This is a genomic window from Rathayibacter sp. AY2B5 (genome assembly GCF_002931645.1).
Classification (GTDB): Bacteria; Actinomycetota; Actinomycetes; order Actinomycetales; family Microbacteriaceae; genus Rathayibacter.
Map to the genome: position 1 here is coordinate 303336 of NZ_PSUE01000001.1, position 20123 is coordinate 323458.

A 20123-nucleotide genomic window follows, 5' to 3' on the forward strand; every position below is an offset into this window, starting at 1 on the left:
CACAATGGAGCATGGCCAGCGGTGCGGAGAACGAGTCGGCGACGTCCCGGGCGGGCGGTGCGCGGAGAGTGCAGACCGAGGTCGAGCGCAAGTACGACGTCGACGCGGGCACCCGGCTGCCCGACCTGACCGGCACCGGGAGCGTCGCGAGCGTCCGCACCGAGGAGCCGGTGACCCTCCGCGCCGAGTACTTCGACACCGCCGAGCGCGCTCTGTCCCGGGCGCGGATCACGCTGCGCCGCCGCGAGGGCGGATCCGACCAGGGCTGGCACGTCAAGCTGCCCGGCTCCTCCGGCCGCACCGAGATCCACGCGGAGCTCACGGCCTCGCGCACGGTCCCGTCCGCCGTCCGCGAGCCGGTGCTCGGGCAGGTGGGGCGCGCGCCGCTCGAGCCGCTGGCGCTGCTCGAGACGGTCCGCTCGATCACCCGCGCCCTCGACTCCCACGGGCGGGAGCTCGCCGAGATCGCCGACGACCTGGTGACCGCGCGCGACCAGCGCACCGGCCGCGAGCGGCGCTGGAGGGAGTGGGAGGTCGAGCTCGTCGACGTCCCTGGGGACGAGGGCGAGCGGGTCCTCGACGCGATCGAGCAGCGCCTCCTCGCCGCGGGCGCCCGCCCGGCCGCCAGCGCCTCCAAGCTCGCCCGGGCCACCGGCGGCCCGATCGAGGAGGCGGTCCCGGATCCGCGGAACGGCGGGGAGGCGGCGCTCGCCGCGGTCCGCTCGCTCCTGCGCGAGCTGCGCGCCGTCGACCCGCGGGTGCGCCTCGAGGCCGACGACGCCCTGCACCGGATGCGCGTGCTCGCGCGCCGGCTCCGGTCCGTCCTCGCCGCCTCCCGCTCCGTGCTCGACCGTGCGGCGACCGACCCCGTGCGGGACGAGCTGCGCTGGCTGGGAGGGGTCCTCGGCGCGGCCCGCGACCAGGAGGTGCTCGCCGAGCGGTTCCGCACCTCCCTGGCGGCCGTCGAGGGCGCCCCGAGCACCCCCACCGCCCTGCTGGAGGAGATCGAGCACCGGCACGCCTCGGCGCTGCGCCGCGTCGACCGCACTCTGCGCGGCGGCCGCTACCTCGCGCTCCTCGCCTCGCTCGACGCCCTGCTCGCGGATCCGCCCCGCACCGCGCGGGCGGGCTCGAGCGCGACGGCGCTGGTGCGCCGCTCCGTCGCGAAGGACCTCGCGCGCATCTCCGCGGCGGGCTCCGCGGCGGCCGGCGGCTCGCTCGAGGCTCGTCACGACCTGCGGAAGGCGGCGAAGCGGCTCCGCTACACCGTGGAGGCGTGGCGGGCGGTCGTCCCCGAGGCCGTCGGCGCCCGGCGCCGCTCGCTCGCCGAGGCGGGCGAGGACCTCGCCGACGCCCTGGGGGAGGAGCGCGACGCGCTCGCCGCCCGTGCGCTGATCCTGGAGGAGGCCGATCGCAGCGGGGAGGGAGCCTTCGCGCTGGGGGTCGTCGCCGCCGAGGAGCGGCACCGCGCCAGGCGGGCCGCGAAGGCCGCGGAGAAGGCGGGGGACCGTCTGGGGTCGCTCTCGCGCTGACCGTGCGGCCCCGCGGTCGCTGTCAAGCCGACGGCCCGGTCACACGGACGAAATCCACGGCGGATAATGTGAATCATGCCTTCCGTCCGTGCTCTTCCGTCACCGCTCCTGCGCCCGCGCCACTTCGACCGCGACGACGTCGTGGTCCATGCCGGCCTGTTCTCGCTGGTGAACTCGAGTACGACGCCCCGTGCGGCCTGGACCGAGGATCTGATCGCCATCGGCGAGGTCCTCGACGCCGCCGAATTCCCCTACCGCCTCATCCGCGGCACCGACGGCTCGCCCTTCCTCGCGGTGGACCGCGTGCTCGGCGCCGAGCTGGCGACGCTGCTGGCGCGCGCCTTCGCGACCGAGCCCTTCTACGCCAAGACGGTCGACAAGCGGGGCACCCCGCCGCAGCTCCTGGCCGAGGGCGTGCTCGCGCCGTATCCGCGCGCCTCCGTCTTCAAGCTCTTCCGCCCGCGCGTCTCCTCGACGGGATCGCTGCGCTACGGCGCCCGCAGCGGCGTCCGCCTCGAGCTGTGGAAGGTGGGCGAGGAGGAGATCATCACTCCCGCCGAGAACGCGCTCATGCGCAACAGCCTCCCCGTCGCCGAAGCCATCGACGCCCACGTCGAGGCGTACGGCCGCACCTGGCCGACGTTCGAGGGCATGTTCGAGCCGCTCGTCAGCGACATCCGCTTCGAGGTCGACATCGTCTTCTCGTGGGTCGACGGCACCGACCTGGAGTTCCAGCGCGCCCGTGCGGCCCGCATGGCGAGCTACGTGGTGGGCGAGGGCGACGACGCTCCGGCGCGCTTCCGCCAGATCGACGAGCTCAAGTACGCCCTGCGCAGCGTCTACATGTACGCGCCGTGGATCCGGCACATCTACATCGTCACCGACTCCCCGCGCCCGCGCTGGCTGGACGAGCACCCGGACGTCACCCTCGTGCGCAGCGAGGACCACTTCCGCGACCTCTCGGTGCTGCCGACGCACAACTCCCACGCGGTCGAGAGCCAGCTGCACCGCATCCCGGGGCTGGCGGAGCACTTCCTCTACTCCAACGACGACATGTTCTTCGGGCGCCCGGTCGACCCGTCGATCTTCTTCTCGCCCGGGGGCATCACGAAGTTCATCGAGGCGACGACGCGCATCGGCATGGGCGACTCCAACGCCTCCCGCAGCGGCTTCGAGAACGCGGCCCGCGTCAACCGGCGCCTGCTCCGCGAGCGCTTCGGCGCGATGACGACCCGTCACCTCGAGCACGCCGCCACGCCGCTCCGCAAGACCGTGATGGCCGAGCTCGAGGCCGAGTTCGAGCCGGAGTTCACCGCGACCGCCGCGAGCCGCTTCCGCTCCGCGAGCGACGTCTCCGTCACCAACTCGCTCTACCACTACTACGCGCTGATGACCGGCCGCGCGGTCGTGCAGGAGAACGCCTCGGTGAAGTACGTCGACACGACGATGCACCAGGGGCTGAAGGACATGCGCAAGCTCCTCAAGAACCGCGGAGTCGACTTCTTCTGCCTCAACGACGGCAGCTTCCCCGAGATCTCGGCGGAGGCGCGCACCAAGGCCGTCATCGGGTTCCTCGAGGAGTACTACCCGATCCCGGCTCCGTGGGAGCGCGAGGACTGACCGTGGGCTGGGCCGTCGGGGGAGCGGTTGCCGGGCTGCTTCTCGGCCTGGCGAGCTCGCTCGTGTTCCCGGGCATCGGAGTGGGAGCGGGCGTCGGCGTGGGCGTCGCGCTGGCCGCGGCGCTGGCGTTCGCCGGATGGCTGTTCGCGCGGGACCGCGCCGGCGGGCGCTGATACCGCCGGCCGTGTCCGAGGACGCGGTCGACGCGGCGCCCGGAGGCGTCGGGGCGACCCCGACGCCCCGTCGCGTCGCTACGCGCTGACGCCCACCCGCTCCACGAGCGGCGGGTAGAGCTCCTCGTCCCGGGCGACGGGGGCCGCCGTCGCCGCGGCGATCTCGACGCCGTGGTCCGCGAGGATCCGCTGCGTCTCGTTCGCCGAGACGTAGGACACCTCGGTCGAGGCGCCGATCGGCACCACCGAGTGCAGCACCGTGCCGTCGTAGACGTGGATCAGGTTGAACGCCTGGGCGCCGTTGCGGGCGCGTGTCGCGCCGACCGGCACGTTGAGGTCCTGGGTGTAGCAGGTGGCCGACGCGACCGAGACCGGGATGCCGGCGAACATCGCCGTCGACGAGTAGTGCAGGTGGCCCGCGATGATGCTGCGGACGTCGGAGCCCTCGAGCACCTCCGCGAGGGCGGGCTGGTCGCGCAGCTCCACGAGGACCGAGAGGTCGAGCACGCTCGGCACCGGCGGGTGGTGCAGCGCGAGGATCGTGCCGTGCGGGGCCGGGCTGGAGAGCTCCTCCGCCAGCCAGTCGAGCTGCGCGTCCGAGATCTCGCCGTAGTGGGCGCCGGGCACGGTGGAGTCCAGCGCGATGATCCGGAGCCCGTTGACGTCGTGCACGCGGTCGACCGGCTGCGTGGTCGGGAGCTGGTCGAGCAGCCCCGAGCGGAACGCGCCGCGGTCGTCGTGGTTGCCCATCACCCAGATCACCTCGGCGCCGAGGCGTGCGGCCGCGGGCTCGACGACGGCGCGCAGCTTCGCGTACGCCTCCGGCTCGCCCTTGTCGGCGAGATCACCCGTGATGACGACGGCCTCCGGACGTCCGCCGGACGCCTCCAGCTCGTCGAACAGGAGCCGCAGCTGGGCCTCGCTGTCGACGTCGGAGCCGTACAGGCCGCCGTCTCCGGCGATGAAGTGGGTGTCGCTCAGGTGAAGGATGAAGTGGTTGGGCCGGGGGTACTCGGCCTGGCGGAGGGACATGATCCTCGGGTTCCACGATCGGCGGGAGCCGGATCACGCGACCCGGCGTCGGCACTTGCGCACTGCTCCAGCGGAGGCGACCCCGCTGCGATCAGTCCATCATCGCGGGGTGAACTCCGGGCCAACACCGGTCGGCGCGTCATCGAACGGTTCTCCCAGGTTGTGCCAGGGACGCCGCTCCGATGTCCTCCTCCGACCCGGCGGTCCCGACGCCGGGCTCAGAGCCGCGCGAGCAGGCGCGCGTAGAAGGCGATCGCGCGCTCGAACTGGTCGGCCTCGACCGACTCGTCGACCCCGTGGATCCCGAGCTGCTGCCGCGGGCTGATCTCGAACGGGATGAAGCGGTAGACGTGGTCGCTGATCGCGTGGAAGTGCCGCGCGTCGCTGCCGCCGGTCTGCACGTACGGAGCGACGACCGCCTCCGGGAACGACTCCTGCACGACCGCGCGGAGCAGGTCGTACGGCCCGCCGTCGCCGCGCTCGCCGGTGGGGGAGACGGGGGAGGGCTCGTGGGCGACCTTCACCTCGACCTCGACCTCCGGGTCGTCGATGACGGCGCGGATGCGCTCGACCACGCCCGCCACGGTGCCGCCCGGGTTGATCCGCACGTTCGCGGTGGCGCTGGCGCTGGAGGCGAGGACGTTCGCTCCGGTGCTGCCGCGCAGCTCGGTGATCGCGACCGTCGTCCGCAGCATCGCGGCCGAGCGGTTGGAGTGGGCGGCGAGCGCGCCGACGACGGCGTCCGGGTGCTCGTGCGGGCGGGCGTACCAGACGGCGTGGGCCGCGTCCGCGTGGTCGGCCGCCGCGCGCACCAGCTGGGCGATCGGCTCCGGGAGGGTCGAGGGGAACGGGTTCTCGGTCAGGCGGTGGATCGCCCTCGCGAGCCGCTGGGTGGCGAGCAGCCCGGGCGGGGGCGGCGGAGCGGAGGCGTGGCCGCCGACGTCGCGGCAGGTCAGCTCGAGGTTCATGATCCCGCGCTCGGTGACGCCGATCACGGCGATCGGGGTGGTGACGCCGGGCAGGATGCCGCGCCGCACGTTCCCGCCCTCGTCGAGCACGAGGCGCGGGCGGACCCCGCGCGCGCCGAGCAGGGCGACGACCGAGGGGGCGCCGTCGCCCGCCGTCTCCTCGTTGTGCGTGGAGAGGAGGTACACGTCGTGCCGGGGCCGCTCGCCCCGCAGGACGGCCGCCTCGACCGCCTCGAGGAGGGCGACGAGGGAGCCCTTGTCGTCGAGGGCGCCGCGCGCCACGACGGAGGTGCGGCCGTCCGCGGCGACGACCGTCTCGGCCGCGAACGGGTCGTGCGACCACTCCGCCGCCGTCACGCTGACCACGTCGTAGTGGGCCATCAGCACGGCCGGCTCGCCCGGCTCCTCACCGCGCCAGCGCCAGAGGAGGGAGTGGCCGGCGACGGTCTCGGACTCCAGCGCCGCGTGCAGCGCCGGGTAGAGCTCGGCGACGAGCTCCCGGAAGGCGTGGAAGCGGCTCCAGTCGGTCGCCGACTCGTCCGAGTGGGACACGGTGTCGACGCGCAGCAGGGCCTGGAAGCGCTCGAGCGCGGTCGTCGTCACCGGGCTAGCCTACGACGGCGGTGCCGGGCCCCCGGCCCGTCGGAGCGGAGGTGCGCGGTGGGGCTGCCCGAGGTCTGCGTCGTCTACGTCCTCCGCGACGGCCCGCGGGGCGCGGAGGTGCTCCTCGGCTGCAAGCGCAGGGGCCTCGGCGAGGGCCGCGTGGTCGCCCCCGGCGGCAAGCTCGAGCCCGGGGAGTCGCCCGTCGACGCGGCCGTCCGCGAGCTGGAGGAGGAGGCGGGGCTGGTCGCCCTCCCGGCCGACCTGGAGCCGCGCGGCGTGCTCGACTACTCCTTCCCCCACCGGCCGGCGTGGAGTCAGCGCTCGCACGTCTTCCTCTGCCGCCGCGTCACCGGCGAGGTCACCGAGTCGAGCGAGCTAGCCGCCGCGTTCGTCCCGGTCGAGGAGGTGCCGTTCGAGCGGATGTGGGATGACGCCCGCCTCTGGCTGCCGGGCGTGCTGCGCGGGGGCGCGCCCGTGCGCCTCCGGGTCGAGTTCGGCGCCGACCTCGCGAGCGTGGCCTCGTGGGGGCCGGCCGACGCTCAGACGAACGTTCCCGCCACCAGCAGCGCCAGCAGCGAGATCACCGAGGCGATCGAGAGCGTCAGCGAGTAGGCGGTGAACGTGCCCCGCACGGTGAGGCCGAGCACGGACTTGAAGAGCCAGAACGCGTTGGCGTTGACCATCCCGAGGAAGAGCGCGCCGGAGCCGGCGGCCAGGGCGATCAGCGCCGGGTTCACGTCGAGCACGGGGATCAGCGGGGCGACGATGCCGACCGCGGTGATCGCGGCCGTCGAGACCGAGCCGATCGCCGCGTGCAGCACGGCCGCGACGACCCAGGTGAGCAGGATCGGCGAGAGGGCCCGCCCGTCGAAGGCGCCGGCGAGCGCGTCGCCGACCCCGGTTCCTCCGACCACGGCGGCGAGGCTGCCGCTGACCCCGGTCAGGACGACGATCGGGCCGCTGCGGGTCAGTGCTCCGCCCAGTGCCGTGGCCACGGCGCCCTTCGGGAGCGTCCGCAGTGCCGTCGCGTAGGCCAGCACCAAGCCGGCCAGCAGCGCGATGTGCGCGTCGCCGAGGAACCGCAGGAGGGGGACGTCGAGCTCGGCCAGCTGGGTGAGCGAGTTCGCGGCGATCAGCACGATGGTGAGGGCGATCGGAGCGACGGCCAGCGCGAGCGGCACCCGCCGCGTCGCGAGCGCCGTGCCTCCCGTGGCCGCGCCCGCCTCGGGCTCGAGAGCGGGCCCCGGGACCGCCCCGCCCTCGAGGTCGCGCTCGTCCCGCCAGCCGCCGCGCTTCACCAGGGCGCTGTACACCAGCACGGTCAGCACGATGGTGACGATGCCCAGCGGGGCGCCGATGGCGACCATCGACGGCAGGGGAGCGCCCGCGATGCCTGCCGTGGCCAGCGCGGCGGCTCCGGGGACGACGAAGACCACGCCCACGATCATCCCGACGATGGAGGAGCCGGCCAGCAGCCCGTAGCCACCGGCACCGAGCCCCCGCGAGGCCAGACGAGTCAGCGGTGCGCTCATCACGACCAGCACGTCGGAGTAGATCGAGGGGAAGGCGACGCCCAGGGTCAGCGCGTAGGCGACCGGGAGCGCGCGCCGACCGAAGCGCTTCACGAGCCAGCGGGCGAGCAGCGGGGCCACGCCCAGCGCCTCCAGGAGCGATCCGAGCAGCAGGCCGAGCGCGATCAGCAGGCCGATGTCGCCGAGGACCGCGCCGAATCCGGACGTCATCGCGGTCACAGTCCCCTCGCCGCCCTGCCCCGAGACGAGGCCGAGCCCGAGGGCCGAGACGAGGAGGGCGATCACCGGCTCGACCTTCAGCACGACGATCAGGACCACGACGGCCACGATCGTGAGCAGGATGAGGAGCGCGGGCCAGTAGTCGGTCATGGGCGGTCCTTCTGTCGAGGAGCGGGAGGGCCCGGAGACCGGGTCGCCGCGAGCCGTCCAGCCCCGGCCGTGGTGCGCCGCCAGACGGACGATCGCGCGGATCCGCGGAGCCGGGAGAACGCCGCGGAGATGCGGCGCGTCAGCGGAACATACCGATCCCCGACCCTGCTCCCCGACGTCGACGACTTCTTTCGTCATGCAGCGTCGCGAACACGAAGGGGCCGGATGCGCACCGTGCTACTTTCACCGGGCAGACGTCCTCGGGGGGAGGACGCAGCCGCATCTCTCCTCCGTGGTCACCCGCATCCGGACGGCCTCCGCCGTCCGACCCGCCAGGCGCCCTCCGTGGGGCGCCGCCGTCAGCGGGCCACACGACAGCGACGCGATCCGGCCCCGCCCGGACGCGCCCGAGCGCAGCAGGAGCACTACCCATGACGGCACAGATCATCGACGCGACCGATCTCGACGAGCTCCGGCGCGTCGGGCAGGAGCTCCGCGAGGGCGCGACCGTCATCGCGCAGACCGACACGAACTACGGCGTGTTCGCCAGCCCCTTCTCGCGCAGCGCCTGCTTCCGCCTCTACGACATGAAGAAGCGGGACGGCGCGAAGCCGCTCACCCTCTTCGTCTCCGCGCCCCGCGACTGGGCGACCTGGGCCTTCGCCCCGGAGACGGCCGACATGGACGCGCTCGTCGCAGCGTTCTGGCCGGGGCCGCTGAACGTCATCCTGCGCCGCAAGCCCGTCGTCCCGGACTGGGTCACCTCGGGCCAGGACACGGTGTCGGTCGTGCACAACCTCAGCGCCCCGATCAACCTGCTCTCGATATTCGCGGGCCTGCCGCTCGCGGCCACCTCCGCCAACATCAGCGGCACGGTGTCGACCGGACTCGTCGACTTCGACCTCGCCGCGGAGCACCTCGGCGGCGACAGCGACTACCTGATCCGCAGCACCACCGCCCCCGACTCCACGATGAGCAGCACGATCGTCTCCCTCGTGGGCGGCGCGTCGATCGTCCGTCAGGGCGACGTGGGCGCCGACGCACTGCGCGTCGTCGTGCCCTCCCTTGTCTGACCTCGGGCGCGGGGACGCCCCGCGCGGCCGCAGCGCCGCCGGGCTGATCACGGTCTACCGGATCGTCTCGCGCGCCTACTTCCACCTGCCCGTGGTCGCGGTGTTCCTGCTGGCGCGGGGCTACCCGATCCTGGCCGTGGCGCTGCTGCTGGCGCTCTACGGAGTGGTGGCGGCGCTCGCCGACGGCCCGCTCTCGCCGCTCACACGCCGCCTGTCCTCGGCGGGCGCGCTCGTCGTCGGCGAGGGCGTGAAGGCACTGGGCCTCGTCGTGATCGTGCTGGACGCGGATCCGGTCGCCGTCGTGATCAGCCAGCTGCTCGCCGGCTGCGGCTTCTCGCTGACGGCCGGGCGGGACGCCGCGCTGGCCTCCTCGCTGCGCGCCGGAGCCGATGCTCGCCGCCAGGAGACGCGGGTGCAGAGCGGAATGTTCCTCGCCTCCTTCGGCGCGGGAGTGCTCGGGGCCGCCTCGCTCGCGCTCTGGGACCGGCTGCCGTTCCTCCTCAGCGCGCTCGTGTCGTGCGCCGCGCTGGCCGTGGTGCTCCTTGCCCGCCTGCCGCTCGGCGCGAACGCCGCCTCGGGAGTGGCGGCGCGCGCCGTGCGGCCGGCCGTCCTGCCCGCCGCGGTGCGCTTCTGGTCCCTCTACTACTCCGTGAACCGCGCCGTCCTGCTCGCCGCTTACACCTTCGTGATCCCGCTGCTGCTGTTCCAGGAGCTGCGTCTGACGCTGCCCGCGTTCGGCCTGGTGCTCGGCCTCTACACGCTCGCCGGCCTGGCTGCCGCCCGGCTCTCGCCGCTCATCGCCGGCACGCCCCTGGTCTTCCGGCTGACGGCGCTCACCCAGGTGCTGGGCCTCGCCCTGACCACCCTCGGGGTGCTCGGCGCCGCGATCGCCGGCCTGGCCCTGCTCGGGATCGCGGGCGGCTTCGTGCGGCCCGCGACGATGATCGCCCTGGCGCCGGCGATGAACGGGCTCGAGGACGGCGCCCGGGTCGCGGTGATGCGCGGACTGGAGCGCAACCAGGGGATCCTCCAGGCCGTCCTGCTCGTCGGCGCCGGGATACTCGTCCCCCTCACGGGAGGGACCGCGCCGACCCTCATCGTCCTCGTCGTCCTCGCGGTCCTCGCGCAGACGATCGGGGCCGTCTCGATGCGACGACAGGCGAGGAGGGCCGTCACCGCGGAAGCGGAGTGACAGAGGAAGTCCGGGACGAGCCCGCCGGCGGCGTCCCTCATCCACGTGCAAGGAGTGAAGCAATGCAGCCCATCTACACGTTCTCCGATTCCGACAGATCGACCCTCCAGCAGTCGCTGCTGGCGGTCGCCATCGACCCCTACAAGGACTACGACCGCTTCCGCGACGCGATCGCCGCGCTGATCGACAGCGGCGACGTCCCGCAGGGCTTCGTCGACGCGCTCGCCCGCATCCGGCGCGAGCGCGACGAGAAGATCACCTACGCGCACCTGATCTCGAACAACCCGGTCGACGACGAGATCCCCTGGCTCGACCAGGACGACGCGCTCGAGGACAAGTACCGCAAGAAGCTGACGTTCGTCGGCGAGGGCCTGCTCGAGCTGCAGTCGCAGTACCTCGGCTCGCCGCTGCTCGCGTACGCCACCCGCAACAACGGCGACTTCTTCCAGGACGTCTACGCCGACAACCGCTTCTCGAACACCCAGACGCAGAAGACCGACGGCGAGCTGTACTGGCACAACGAGCGGACCGCGCACCCGGTGCGCGCCGACTTCATCTCGCTCCTGGGACTGCGCACGCCCGAGACCGACCTCGTCTACACGAAGTACGTCGACGGCCGCGAGATCCTGCGCTTCATCTCACCCGAGAACCAGGCGCTCCTGCGCGAGGCGGTCTACATCACCCCGTTCGACGAGCTCTCGCGCGCCCAGAACAAGAACCAGATCGTGTCGGACCAGCACGCTCTGCTCGAGAACGAGCACAGCTTCCGCTACTACGACACCCGGACGGTGCCGGCCGACCCGGACGACCTGCCGCACCTGTGGGCGCTCTGGCAGTTCCGCGATGCGCTCTCGAAGGTCAGCGAGCAGTACCACCGGATCCGCGACGCGGACCTGCTGATCATCGCGAACCAGGACGGCCTGCACAGCCGTCAGCTCGTCGACGTCCAGGACCGCGACAAGACCCGCTTCCGCTGGCTGCTGAAGACGTACTCGTTCCGCGACGCGGCGACCGCGGACCGCCACTCCGACTACTGGCTCGACGGCGTCCGCGGCCGAGTCACCGACTGAGAGAGAAGGAGAACGACATGACCGATCTGACCAGGAGCACGCCCCCGCACCCGCTCGACTTCCTGCCCGCGACGGCGCCCCTGGAGGTGTCCAGCGACGACGTGACCGACGGCGAGCGGCTCGCCGAGGCCCAGGGGAGCGGCGACACCAGCCCGTCCCTGCGCTGGAGCGCCGGCCCCGAGGGCACGCAGTCGTACGCCGTGACCGTGTTCGACCCCGATGCGCCGACCCTCGGCGGCATCCACCACTGGGTCCTGGTCGACATCCCGAAGGAGGTCACCGAGCTGGCCGCCGGCTCGACGGAAGTGGGGCGCCCGGCGCTCAACGACCTCGGGTCGCTCGCCTACGCCGGTGCGGCCCCGCCGCCCGGTGACCGCCCGCACCGCTACCTCTTCACGGTGCACGCGCTCGGAGTGCCGACGCTGCCGGTCGACGAGTCGACTCCGGCCTCGCTGGTCGGCTTCCATCTGACCGTCAACACGCTCGCGCGAGGCTCGCTCACGGCCCTCGCCTGAGCCGTCCCGTCGGCGCGCGCGGCGCGGACGGGCGCGCACCGGGCACCGGAGTCGATCCGGAGCCCGGTGCGCGTCCGTTCGCGGCATCACCGCCGCGGACGACGGGAGGCGATCCGCTAGGCTTCCGCTCGGCCGGGGCCCCGCCCATGGCGTCTCTGGACACCACGAAAGGGAAAGAATGACCAGCACGACGGTGATCGAATGGCGTGAGCAGGCTCCTGCGGAAGCGGTGGACGCGCTCTACGCCCCCGGTGGACTGGTCGTCTGCGCGACCAAGGTCGGCTACATCCTGATGACGACCGACGGAGCGGGCCTCGAGCGCAAGTTCTCGGCCAAGCAGCGCAACCGCAACAAGCCGGGCGTCGTGCTCTGCTCCAGCATCGAGCAGCTCACCGAGCTCGCCGAGCTCAACGAGGAGGTCCTCGCCTTCTACCAGAAGCACTGGGACCAGGACGTCCTGCTCGGCTGCATCCTCCCGTGGAAGGCCGAGGCCGTCGACCTGATCGACGAGGACGCCCGCGAGCTGGTCCGCGACGGACGGGGCACCAGCTGCTTCGTCATCCGCTTCGGCCGCCCGGCCGAGCAGCTGGTCGCCACCATATGGGAGCGCGACCGCACCCTCACCTTCGCCAGCTCGGCCAACCCCTCGGGCGTGGGCAACCGCGGCCGCGTCGCGAACATCGGCGAGCGGATCGAGAACGAGGCCGACGTCATCATCTCGGCCGACTCCTACGTCTCCTCGATCCAGCCGGACAAGGACGAGGACTCCCGCCACGAGCAGGGCGTCATGGTCTCGATGGTGGACGCCTCGGGCGCCCTCATCCCCGTGCAGGGCGGCGAGCGCTCGATCACCCCGGGCCCCGTGCTGATCCGCCGCGGCCTCGACTACGAGCGCATCATGCTGAACCTCGCCGAGCAGTTCAACTCCTGGGACTACCGCCAGGGCGAGTACTACTGATCCGCTAGCGGATCGCGACGACGGCCGGGCCGGGGCTCGCCCCCGACCCGGCCGTCGTCGTCCCCGGCGTCAGAGCTCGAGCACGTCGCCGGGCTCGAGCGCGTGGTACTCCCCGCCCCCCTCGCGCACGGCCCAGCCGAGCCGGTCGTGGCCGAGCGCGCGTCCCGCCTCCGAGAGGACCTGCTCGTGGGTCGCGAAGGCGTGCCGCGGCGCGATCTCGAGCACGTAGTCCATCGCCTCGGCGATCTTCATCCACGGCGCGCCCGACGGGGCCGCGAGGACCTCGACGTCGACGCCCTCGGGGACGGTGAAGGAGTCGCCGGCGTAGTAGACGCGGCCGTCGACGAGGACGCCGACGTTGTCGATGACGGGGATGCTCCGGTGGATCACCGCGTGGCGGGCGCCGAAGAAGCGCAGCTCGAACGGGCCGACCGTCACCAGGTCGCCGTCGGCGACCGTCTCGACGTCGAAGCCCTCGGCGGCGGCGGCGACCCCGGCCGGGCCGAGGATCCGCAGCGACGGGGCCGCGTCGCGCAGGCGCTGCAGCTGCTCCGGGGTCCAGTGGTCGGCGTGCTCGTGGGTGAGCACCACGGCGACGGTGTCGGCCGTCCCCTCGACGGGCCGGGTGAAGGACCCCGGATCGATCACCAGCCGGGCACCGTCCTCCTCGATCAGGACGGCGGCGTGCTCGAGTTTCGTCAGTCTCATGCCCCGAGCCAACCGCCTCGGCGGGCGGCGGGCAAGGCCGGGGCCGAGCGGAGACCGGATGGGCCGGGCGCTCGATTTGCGTCGATGCGGATCCGTGTGCAACACTCTTCGAGTTGCAAAAACGCGGCCCCATCGTTTAGCGGCCTAGGACGTCGCCCTCTCACGGCGGTAACGCGGGTTCAAATCCCGCTGGGGTCACCACGGCAACACGAGAAGAACCCCCGGTCTGACCGGGGGTTCTTCTCGTTTAACACCCGGGTGCTCGCCACGCGGCACCCGCTCGACGCATCGCGCCGATCGCCTCGTTCCCCCTCCGTCTCCCCGGGGCCGCATCCCGCCGGATCGGCGCTAGGATCGCATCCGCGAAGGGGAGTATCCCGCCTTTCCGCTCCCGTCAGTACGCACCGCCCCTGCGCGGTGCCGGGGGCGGGACGGGTGACGCGGACCGGCACGGCCGTCCGCTCCCCGGGGAGAGACTTTCGGCCCCCACCCACTCGGAAGGCCCTCATGCTCGATCTGCCCGTCTGGTTCGTGATCGGCTCGTTCGTCGTCCTGAGCCTGATCCTCGCCGCCGACCTGCTGCTGGTCTACAAGCGCCCGCACGTGCCGAGCCTGAAGGAGTCCGGCCTCTGGGTCGGCTTCTACGTCACGCTCGCGCTGATCTTCGCGCTGGCGATGCTGATCCTCGGCGGCGGCGAGCTCGCGGGCCAGTTCGTCGCGGGCTGGCTGACCGAGTACAGCCTCTCGATCGACAACCTGTTCGTCTTCGTCATCATCATGGGGCGCTTCGCGGTGCCGGCGAAGCTGCAGCAGGAGGTGCTGATGGTGGGCATCATCATCGCGCTGGTCTTCCGCGGGATCTTCATCCTCCTCGGCGCGCAGCTCATCGAGAGCTTCAGCTGGATCTTCTACCTGTTCGGCGCGTTCCTGGTCTACACGGCGTGGAACCAGGCGTTCGGCAAGGAGGACGAGGACGAGGGCACGGACAACCTGCTCATCCGCCTCCTGCGCAAGCGCGTGAGGATCTCGGACGAGTTCGACGGCTCGAAGATCCGCACGGTCAAGAACGGCACGACGTTCTTCACCCCGATGCTGATCGTCTTCCTGGCGATCGGCTCGACCGACCTGCTCTTCGCGCTCGACTCGATCCCCGCGATCTTCGGCATCACGGAGAGCCCGTTCATCGTCTTCACCGCGAACATCTTCGCCCTGATGGGGCTCCGCCAGCTCTACTTCCTGCTCGGCGGCCTCATCGACAAGCTCGAGTACCTCAAGTACGGCATCGCGTTCATCCTCGCCTTCATCGGTGTGAAGCTCGTCCTGCACGCCCTGCACGAGAACGACCTGCCCTTCATCAACGGCGGCGATCCCGTGCCGGTGTGGGACATCGACACGATCACCTCGCTGGTGGTCATCGTCCTGAGCATGACCGTCGCGACGCTCGCGAGCCTGGCGAAGATGCGCCGCGAGCACCGCCACATCCAGCTGCACGACGGGCACCCCGAGGTCGTCGCGGACGACGCCCGGTCCTCCGCCGAGGAGAAGTGATCCCGCGATGACGACGACCACGGTCGACCTGCCCCAGGGGGCGCTGCGGCTCGCCGTCAGCAGCAGCACCGACGTCGGCGCCGTCCGCCGCGTCAACGAGGACGCCCTCCTCGCCGACGAGCTGCTCCTGGCAGTCGCGGACGGGATGGGCGGGCACGCACGAGGGGACCTCGCGAGCGCAGCCGCCGTCGAGGCGCTGCGCGAGAACCGGCCGACGAGCCTGGGTCCGGTGGACGCGGTGTTCGACCTGGTGGAGGGCGCCAACACGGCCGTGCGCGCGCTCGACGTGGGCGGTGCGCTCTGCGGCACGACGCTGACCGGGCTGATGCTCGTGCTCCCCGAGCCCGCGGGCCCGGCCCGCTGGGCGCTGTTCAACGTCGGGGACTCCCGCGTCTACCGCTGGGACGGTGCCGAACTCCAGCAGCTGACGGTGGACCACTCCGCCGTGCAGGAGCTCGTCTCGGCCGGCCTGCTCACCCCCGAGTCGGCGGAGTCGCATCCCGACCGCAACATCGTCACCCGCGCCCTCGGCGCCGACGAGGAGGTCGAGACGGACGTCTGGACGCTGCCCGTCGTGCCGCGCGCCAGCTACCTGCTCTGCTCCGACGGGCTGACGAAGGAGCTCTCCGACCAGCGGATCGCCGCCCTGTTCGCCCGCCGCGACTCCGGCGACCCTGCCGACCTCGCTCAGGCGCTCGTGCGTGCGGCGGTCGAGGCCGGCGGACGGGACAACGTCACCGTCGTCGTCGTCGACGCCGTGCTCGACGCCCGCGCCTGAGCCGGGCGACTCCGTGCCGCGCCCGCCCGGGAGGCGGGGGAGCGCGGTGCTATTCTCGGTCCATGCTGAGTGGCCCGCACCTCCTTCCGTGCCGCGACGAGACCTCGAACTGACGGCCTCCCTCGTCGCGGTGCCTCGCCCGGCCGAGCAGCGACTCCAGGAGGAGAAGGAACCGTCATGATCGAGACCACACCCGGCACAGCCGCGCCCGCGTCGAGTGGAGCAGGGACCGGCAGGAGAGCCGAGAAGCCGCGCACCCTCGCCGAGAAGGTCTGGGACGACCACGTCGTCGTCGCGGGCGAGAACGGCGCTCCCGACCTGCTCTACATCGACCTGCACCTGCTGCACGAGGTGACCAGCCCGCAGCCGTTCGACGGCCTGCGTGCCGCGGGGCGCCCGCTGCGCCGGCCGGACCTCACCATCGCCACCGAGGACCACAACACGCCGACCCTCGAGATCGGACGCCCCATCGAGGATCCGATCAGCCGCACCCAGATCGACGCGCTGCGCCGCAACGCCGGCGAGTTCGGCGTCCGCCTGCACTCCCTGGGCGACGTCGAGCAGGGCATCGTGCATGTCGTCGGCCCCCAGTTGGGCCTGACGATGCCCGGCGTCACGGTGGTCTGCGGCGACTCGCACACCTCCACGCACGGCGCGTTCGGCGCGATCGCCTTCGGCATCGGCACGAGCGAGGTCGAGCACGTGATGGCGACGCAGACGCTGCCGCTGCAACCCTTCAAGACGATGGCGATCACGGTCGAGGGCACGCTGAAGGAGGGGGTGACGGCCAAGGACATCATCCTCGCGGTCATCGCCCGCATCGGCACCGGCGGCGGCCAGGGCTACATCCTCGAGTACCGCGGCTCCGCGATCCGCGCGCTCTCGATGGAGGGCCGGATGACGATCTGCAACATGTCGATCGAGGCGGGTGCGCGGGCCGGCATGGTCGCGCCGGACGAGACGACCTTCGCCTACCTGCACGGCCGCCCGCACGCTCCGGCGGGCGAGGACTGGGACGCCGCGGTCGCCTACTGGCGGACGCTGCCGAGCGACGAGGGCGCCGTGTTCGACGCCGAGGTCGTGATCGACGCCGACGCGCTCGAGCCGTTCGTCACCTGGGGCACGAACCCCGGCCAGGGCGTCTCGCTCTCGCAGGCGGTACCGGACCCTGACGTCCTCGACGATCCGAACGAGCGCGCCAGCGCTCTGCGAGCGCTGGAGTACATGGCGCTGGAGCCCGGCACGCCGATGAAGGAGATCCCGGTCGACGTGGTCTTCATGGGCTCCTGCACCAACTCGCGGATCGAGGACCTGCGGGCCTTCGCTGCCGTCGTCGAGGGGCGCACCAAGGCCCCCGGCGTCCGCGTGATGGTCGTCCCCGGCTCCGCCCGGGTGCGGCTCGAGGCCGAGGCCGAGGGGATCGACCGGATCGTCACCGCGTTCGGCGCGGAGTGGCGCTTCGCCGGCTGCTCGATGTGCCTCGGGATGAACACCGACCAGCTCGTCCTGGGGGAGCGCGTGGCCTCCACGTCCAACCGCAACTTCGAGGGTCGTCAGGGCAAGGGGGCGAAGACCCACCTCGTCTCGCCCCTCGTCGCCGCGGCCACGGCCGTGCGCGGCACCCTCTCCAGTCCCTCCGATCTGGAGCCGGTCCGCGAGAGAGCAGGAGTCTGACCGTGCAGAAGTTCGAGACCGTCACCGCGATCGCCGCGCCCCTGAAGCGCGCCAACGTCGACACCGACCAGATCCTCCCCGGCATCTACCTCCGCCGCATCACGAAGACCGGCTTCGAGGACGCGCTCTTCCACGGCTGGCGGCAGGACGCGGACTTCGTCCTCAACCAGGAGCGCTACCGCGGCGCCGGCATCCTCGTCGCCGGCCCCGACTTCGCCATCGGCTCCAGCCGCGAGCACGCCGTCTGGGCGCTGCGCGACTTCGGCTTCCGGGTCGTCATCTCCCCCCGCTTCGGCGACATCTTCCGGGGCAACGCCGGCAAGCAGGGACTGCTCGCGGCCGTCGTCTCGGAGCCCGACGTCGAGCGGCTGTGGGAGATCATCGAGGGCACCCCGGGAATAGAACCGACGGTGGATCTGGTTGCGCGTACGGTCACCGCCGGTGGCGAGACCTTCGACTTCGAGATCGACGACTACACTCGATGGCGCCTGATCGAGGGCCTGGACGACATCGGCCTGACCCTGCGCGACGAAGCGCTCATTTCCGAATTCGAGACCCGCCGCGAGAGCTGGCGGCCCAAGACATTGCCGGTGAAATAGCGTGAACACACTTCTTCAGGACGCCAAGGCCCTGCAGGACGCCAAGGCGTCGGGAGCACGGGTGGGAATGACGACCGAGCGGATCACCATCAACGGCGGGCGACCGCTGGTGGGCCGGATCGAGCTCAAGGGGGCCAAGAACCTGGTCACCAAGGCGATGGTCGCGGCGCTGCTCGGCGAGACCGCCTCCACCCTCCGCGACGTGCCCGACATCAGCGACGTCCGCGTCGTGAAGGGCCTGCTCGAAGTCCACGGCGTCAAGGTGAAGCAGGGCGCCGAGGTGGGCGAGCTGATCCTCGACCCCTCCAACGTCGAGTCCGCGCACTTCGCCGACATCGACGCGCACGCCGGCTCCAGCCGCATCCCGATCCTCTTCTGCGGCCCGCTGCTGCACCGCCTGGGCGAGGCGTTCATCCCCGACCTCGGCGGCTGCCGCATCGGCGACCGCCCGATCGACTACCACCTCGAGGTGCTGCGCAACTTCGGCGCCGTCGTCGAGAAGCTGCCCTCGGGCATCCGGATGTCGGCACCCGAGGGCCTGCACGGCGCCAAGGTGTCGCTGCCCTACCCGAGCGTCGGAGCGACCGAGCAGGTCCTCCTGACCGCGGTGCGCGCCTCCGGCATCACCGAGCTCTCGGGCGCGGCGATCGAGCCCGAGATCATGGACCTGATCAACATCCTGCAGAAGATGGGCGCCATCATCTCGGTCGACACCGACCGCGTGATCCGCATCGAGGGCGTGGACCGGCTCACCGGCTACTCCCACCGCGCGCTCTTCGACCGCAACGAGGCGGCCTCCTGGGCGGCCGCGGCCCTCGCGACCGACGGCGACATCTTCGTCGGCGGCGCCCGCCAGCAGGAGATGACCACCTTCCTCAACGTCTTCCGCAAGGTCGGCGGCGCGTTCGAGATCGCCGAGGACGGCATCCGCTTCTACCACCCGGGCGGCGAGCTCAAGCCGGTCATCATCGAGACCGACGTGCACCCCGGCTTCATGACCGACTGGCAGCAGCCGCTGGTCGTGGCGCTCACGAAGGCCAAGGGCGTCTCGATCGTGCACGAGACCGTCTACGAGCAGCGCTTCGGCTTCGTCGACGCGCTCGTCGAGATGGGCGCGACCATCCAGATCCACCGCGAGTGCCTCGGCGGGCAGGCCTGCCGCTTCGGGCAGCGCAACTTCATGCACTCGGCCGTGATCTCGGGACCCTCGAAGCTGCACGGCGCCGACATCGTCGTGCCGGATCTGCGCGGCGGCTTCTCGCACCTGATCGCGGCGCTCTCGGCCGAGGGCACCTCGACGGTCTCGAACGTCGGCATCATCAGCCGCGGCTACGAGAACTTCCTCACCAAGCTCGAGCTGCTGGGCGCCGACTTCTCGCTCGACGCGTAGCCGCCCACCGGGACCCCGGTGCCGCTGAGGACGACCGTCCTCAGCGGCCCGGGGTCCTGTCGCGCCCGGGCGCGCCCCACGCGGGCGGTTCCGCGTCCTCCTCCAGGCGTCCCCGGATCCGCTTCTCGAGGAGCGCGAGCGTCGTCTCCGGCGCGGGCCGGAGGCTCAGCGGTCCGGGCGACTCGACCAGGACCAGCGTGAGGCGTCCGCGCCGCGTGCCGGCCAGGACGACCTCGAGGGCCTCGCGCGGACGCAGGCCCACCAGCACCCACCGCCGCTCCAGCCGCGCGATCCGCGCCCAGGGCACGACGACGCCCCAGTCGCCGAAGGAGACGGTCAGTCCCCGGCGGCGCGGCACGACCACCGCGTAGGGCCGCAGCGTCGGCAGCGGGAACCGCGGCTCGACACGACGGAGGCCCGCTCCGAGCCGGCCGCGTCCGAGGACCGCGACGCCGCCGGTCGCCTCCGCCTCGACGTGGGCGAGCGGTGCCACCGCCACGCGCCAGAGGGCGTCGACCCCGCCGATCACGAGGGCGACGGCCGCCGAGCCGCCGACGAGGACCGCGAGCGTCAGCAGGAGGCCGTCGCCGAGCGCGGCCGCGTCGCGTCCGGCCTGCGTGGCGAGCAGCACGACTCCCCACACGAGCAGGAGCACCAGGCCGGACTGCGCGATCGGCGAGTCGGCGAGGCGGCCGAGCGCTCGGCCGACGGCGTCCCACGGCGACGGGCGGCGACGCGGACGGGGCGTGCCGGTACCGTACCCGGCGGCCGGGCCGCTCCTCTCACCGC

At 72.3% G+C, this 20123-nt stretch carries 19 protein-coding genes and 1 tRNA gene; 15 read left to right on the forward strand and 5 right to left on the reverse strand.

Annotation, left to right across the window (positions count from 1 at the left end):
• The first annotated feature begins 11 nt into the window (after window positions 1-11).
• From C5C30_RS01330 to C5C30_RS17500, 3 genes are all read left to right on the forward strand, one after another.
• Window positions 12-1532 carry a CYTH and CHAD domain-containing protein gene (locus tag C5C30_RS01330; protein WP_104333024.1) on the forward strand — a complete coding sequence of 507 codons (1521 nt, stop codon included), beginning with the start codon at window positions 12-14 and terminating at the stop codon, window positions 1530-1532.
• Between the two features lie 75 nt (window positions 1533-1607).
• Window positions 1608-3152, forward strand: coding sequence for a stealth family protein (locus C5C30_RS01335; RefSeq protein WP_104233778.1), 1545 nt, complete (start codon window positions 1608-1610; stop codon window positions 3150-3152).
• Window positions 3153-3154: 2 nt separating this feature from the next.
• Window positions 3155-3325 (forward strand): hypothetical protein, encoded by a 171-nt coding sequence (locus tag C5C30_RS17500; protein ID WP_159939285.1) that lies wholly within the window; start codon window positions 3155-3157, stop codon window positions 3323-3325.
• A gap of 78 nt (window positions 3326-3403) precedes the next feature.
• Here the strand turns inward: C5C30_RS17500 and C5C30_RS01340 are convergent, their stop codons facing one another.
• Window positions 3404-4357 (reverse strand): phosphodiesterase, encoded by a 954-nt coding sequence (locus tag C5C30_RS01340; protein WP_104237890.1) that lies wholly within the window; start codon window positions 4355-4357, stop codon window positions 3404-3406.
• A gap of 218 nt (window positions 4358-4575) precedes the next feature.
• On the reverse strand, window positions 4576-5928 hold the full coding sequence (locus C5C30_RS01345; RefSeq protein WP_104333025.1) for a M20/M25/M40 family metallo-hydrolase: 1353 nt from the start codon (window positions 5926-5928) through the stop codon (window positions 4576-4578).
• 57 nt (window positions 5929-5985) lie between these two features.
• On the opposite strand from C5C30_RS01345, the gene C5C30_RS01350 reads away from it, so the two are divergent.
• Complete coding sequence (locus tag C5C30_RS01350) at window positions 5986-6540, forward strand: 8-oxo-dGTP diphosphatase (RefSeq protein WP_181128716.1); 555 nt, start codon at window positions 5986-5988, stop codon at window positions 6538-6540.
• Here the strand turns inward: C5C30_RS01350 and C5C30_RS01355 are convergent.
• Window positions 6468-7829 carry a GntP family permease gene (locus tag C5C30_RS01355; RefSeq protein ID WP_104225615.1) on the reverse strand — a complete coding sequence of 454 codons (1362 nt, stop codon included), beginning with the start codon at window positions 7827-7829 and terminating at the stop codon, window positions 6468-6470. The two genes, C5C30_RS01350 and C5C30_RS01355, sit on opposite strands and share 73 nt — an antisense overlap.
• 431 nt (window positions 7830-8260) lie before the next feature.
• On the opposite strand from C5C30_RS01355, the gene C5C30_RS01360 reads away from it, so the two are divergent.
• From C5C30_RS01360 to C5C30_RS01380, 5 genes are all read left to right on the forward strand, one after another.
• The gene (locus C5C30_RS01360; protein WP_104225616.1) at window positions 8261-8902 is read left to right on the forward strand and encodes an L-threonylcarbamoyladenylate synthase; all 642 of its coding nucleotides are present in this window, start codon (window positions 8261-8263) and stop codon (window positions 8900-8902) included.
• Window positions 8895-10094, forward strand: a complete 1200-nt coding sequence (locus tag C5C30_RS01365) for a hypothetical protein (protein WP_104333026.1) — start codon at window positions 8895-8897, stop codon at window positions 10092-10094. Before C5C30_RS01360 ends, C5C30_RS01365 begins: the two co-directional genes overlap by 8 nt.
• A 62-nt stretch (window positions 10095-10156) precedes the next feature.
• Window positions 10157-11164: a TauD/TfdA family dioxygenase gene (locus tag C5C30_RS01370; protein ID WP_104223082.1), complete on the forward strand. Its 1008-nt coding sequence runs from the start codon at window positions 10157-10159 to the stop codon at window positions 11162-11164.
• A 17-nt stretch (window positions 11165-11181) separates the two neighbouring features.
• Window positions 11182-11679, forward strand: a complete 498-nt coding sequence (locus tag C5C30_RS01375; protein ID WP_104223083.1) for a YbhB/YbcL family Raf kinase inhibitor-like protein — start codon at window positions 11182-11184, stop codon at window positions 11677-11679.
• A gap of 178 nt (window positions 11680-11857) precedes the next feature.
• A complete protein-coding gene (locus C5C30_RS01380; protein WP_104333027.1) occupies window positions 11858-12637 on the forward strand; it encodes an L-threonylcarbamoyladenylate synthase in 780 nt (259 codons plus the stop codon).
• Between the two features lie 69 nt (window positions 12638-12706).
• Here C5C30_RS01380 and C5C30_RS01385 read toward each other — a convergent pair whose 3' ends face one another.
• Window positions 12707-13345, reverse strand: a complete 639-nt coding sequence (locus tag C5C30_RS01385) for an MBL fold metallo-hydrolase (RefSeq protein WP_104333028.1) — start codon at window positions 13343-13345, stop codon at window positions 12707-12709.
• Window positions 13346-13470: 125 nt separating this feature from the next.
• On the opposite strand from C5C30_RS01385, the gene C5C30_RS01390 reads away from it, so the two are divergent.
• The 6 genes from C5C30_RS01390 to murA all read left to right on the forward strand — a co-directional run bounded on the left by C5C30_RS01390 (window position 13471) and on the right by murA (window position 19334).
• Window positions 13471-13546 (forward strand) — tRNA-Glu (locus C5C30_RS01390).
• 306 nt (window positions 13547-13852) lie between these two features.
• Complete coding sequence (locus tag C5C30_RS01395) at window positions 13853-14893, forward strand: TerC family protein (protein WP_104333029.1); 1041 nt, start codon at window positions 13853-13855, stop codon at window positions 14891-14893.
• A 7-nt stretch (window positions 14894-14900) separates the two neighbouring features.
• Window positions 14901-15671, forward strand: coding sequence for a PP2C family serine/threonine-protein phosphatase (locus C5C30_RS01400; RefSeq protein ID WP_104223087.1), 771 nt, complete (start codon window positions 14901-14903; stop codon window positions 15669-15671).
• A 177-nt stretch (window positions 15672-15848) separates the two neighbouring features.
• Window positions 15849-17345, forward strand: coding sequence for a 3-isopropylmalate dehydratase large subunit (gene leuC / locus C5C30_RS01405; protein WP_104223088.1), 1497 nt, complete (start codon window positions 15849-15851; stop codon window positions 17343-17345).
• Window positions 17346-17347: 2 nt separating this feature from the next.
• Window positions 17348-17944, forward strand: a complete 597-nt coding sequence (leuD, locus tag C5C30_RS01410; protein WP_104223089.1) for a 3-isopropylmalate dehydratase small subunit — start codon at window positions 17348-17350, stop codon at window positions 17942-17944.
• Between the two features lie 67 nt (window positions 17945-18011).
• A complete protein-coding gene (gene murA, locus C5C30_RS01415) occupies window positions 18012-19334 on the forward strand; it encodes a UDP-N-acetylglucosamine 1-carboxyvinyltransferase (RefSeq protein WP_181067970.1) in 1323 nt (440 codons plus the stop codon).
• Window positions 19335-19374: 40 nt separating this feature from the next.
• Here murA and C5C30_RS01420 read toward each other — a convergent pair whose 3' ends face one another.
• A complete protein-coding gene (locus C5C30_RS01420; RefSeq protein WP_104233771.1) occupies window positions 19375-19989 on the reverse strand; it encodes a hypothetical protein in 615 nt (204 codons plus the stop codon).
• Between the last annotated feature and the right edge of the window lie 134 nt (window positions 19990-20123).

Coding starts and splice junctions, on each gene's coding strand:
- C5C30_RS01330 (WP_104333024.1), top strand. CDS start 12: ATGGCCAGCGGTGCGGAGAACGAGTCGGCGACGTCCCGGGCGGGCGGT.
- C5C30_RS01335 (WP_104233778.1), top strand. CDS start 1,608: ATGCCTTCCGTCCGTGCTCTTCCGTCACCGCTCCTGCGCCCGCGCCAC.
- C5C30_RS01340 (WP_104237890.1), bottom strand. CDS start 4,357: ATGTCCCTCCGCCAGGCCGAGTACCCCCGGCCCAACCACTTCATCCTT.
- C5C30_RS01355 (WP_104225615.1), bottom strand. CDS start 7,829: ATGACCGACTACTGGCCCGCGCTCCTCATCCTGCTCACGATCGTGGCC.
- C5C30_RS01360 (WP_104225616.1), top strand. CDS start 8,261: ATGACGGCACAGATCATCGACGCGACCGATCTCGACGAGCTCCGGCGC.
- C5C30_RS01370 (WP_104223082.1), top strand. CDS start 10,157: ATGCAGCCCATCTACACGTTCTCCGATTCCGACAGATCGACCCTCCAG.
- C5C30_RS01375 (WP_104223083.1), top strand. CDS start 11,182: ATGACCGATCTGACCAGGAGCACGCCCCCGCACCCGCTCGACTTCCTG.
- C5C30_RS01380 (WP_104333027.1), top strand. CDS start 11,858: ATGACCAGCACGACGGTGATCGAATGGCGTGAGCAGGCTCCTGCGGAA.
- C5C30_RS01385 (WP_104333028.1), bottom strand. CDS start 13,345: ATGAGACTGACGAAACTCGAGCACGCCGCCGTCCTGATCGAGGAGGAC.
- C5C30_RS01395 (WP_104333029.1), top strand. CDS start 13,853: ATGCTCGATCTGCCCGTCTGGTTCGTGATCGGCTCGTTCGTCGTCCTG.
- C5C30_RS01400 (WP_104223087.1), top strand. CDS start 14,901: ATGACGACGACCACGGTCGACCTGCCCCAGGGGGCGCTGCGGCTCGCC.
- leuC (WP_104223088.1), top strand. CDS start 15,849: ATGATCGAGACCACACCCGGCACAGCCGCGCCCGCGTCGAGTGGAGCA.
- murA (WP_181067970.1), top strand. CDS start 18,012: ATGACGACCGAGCGGATCACCATCAACGGCGGGCGACCGCTGGTGGGC.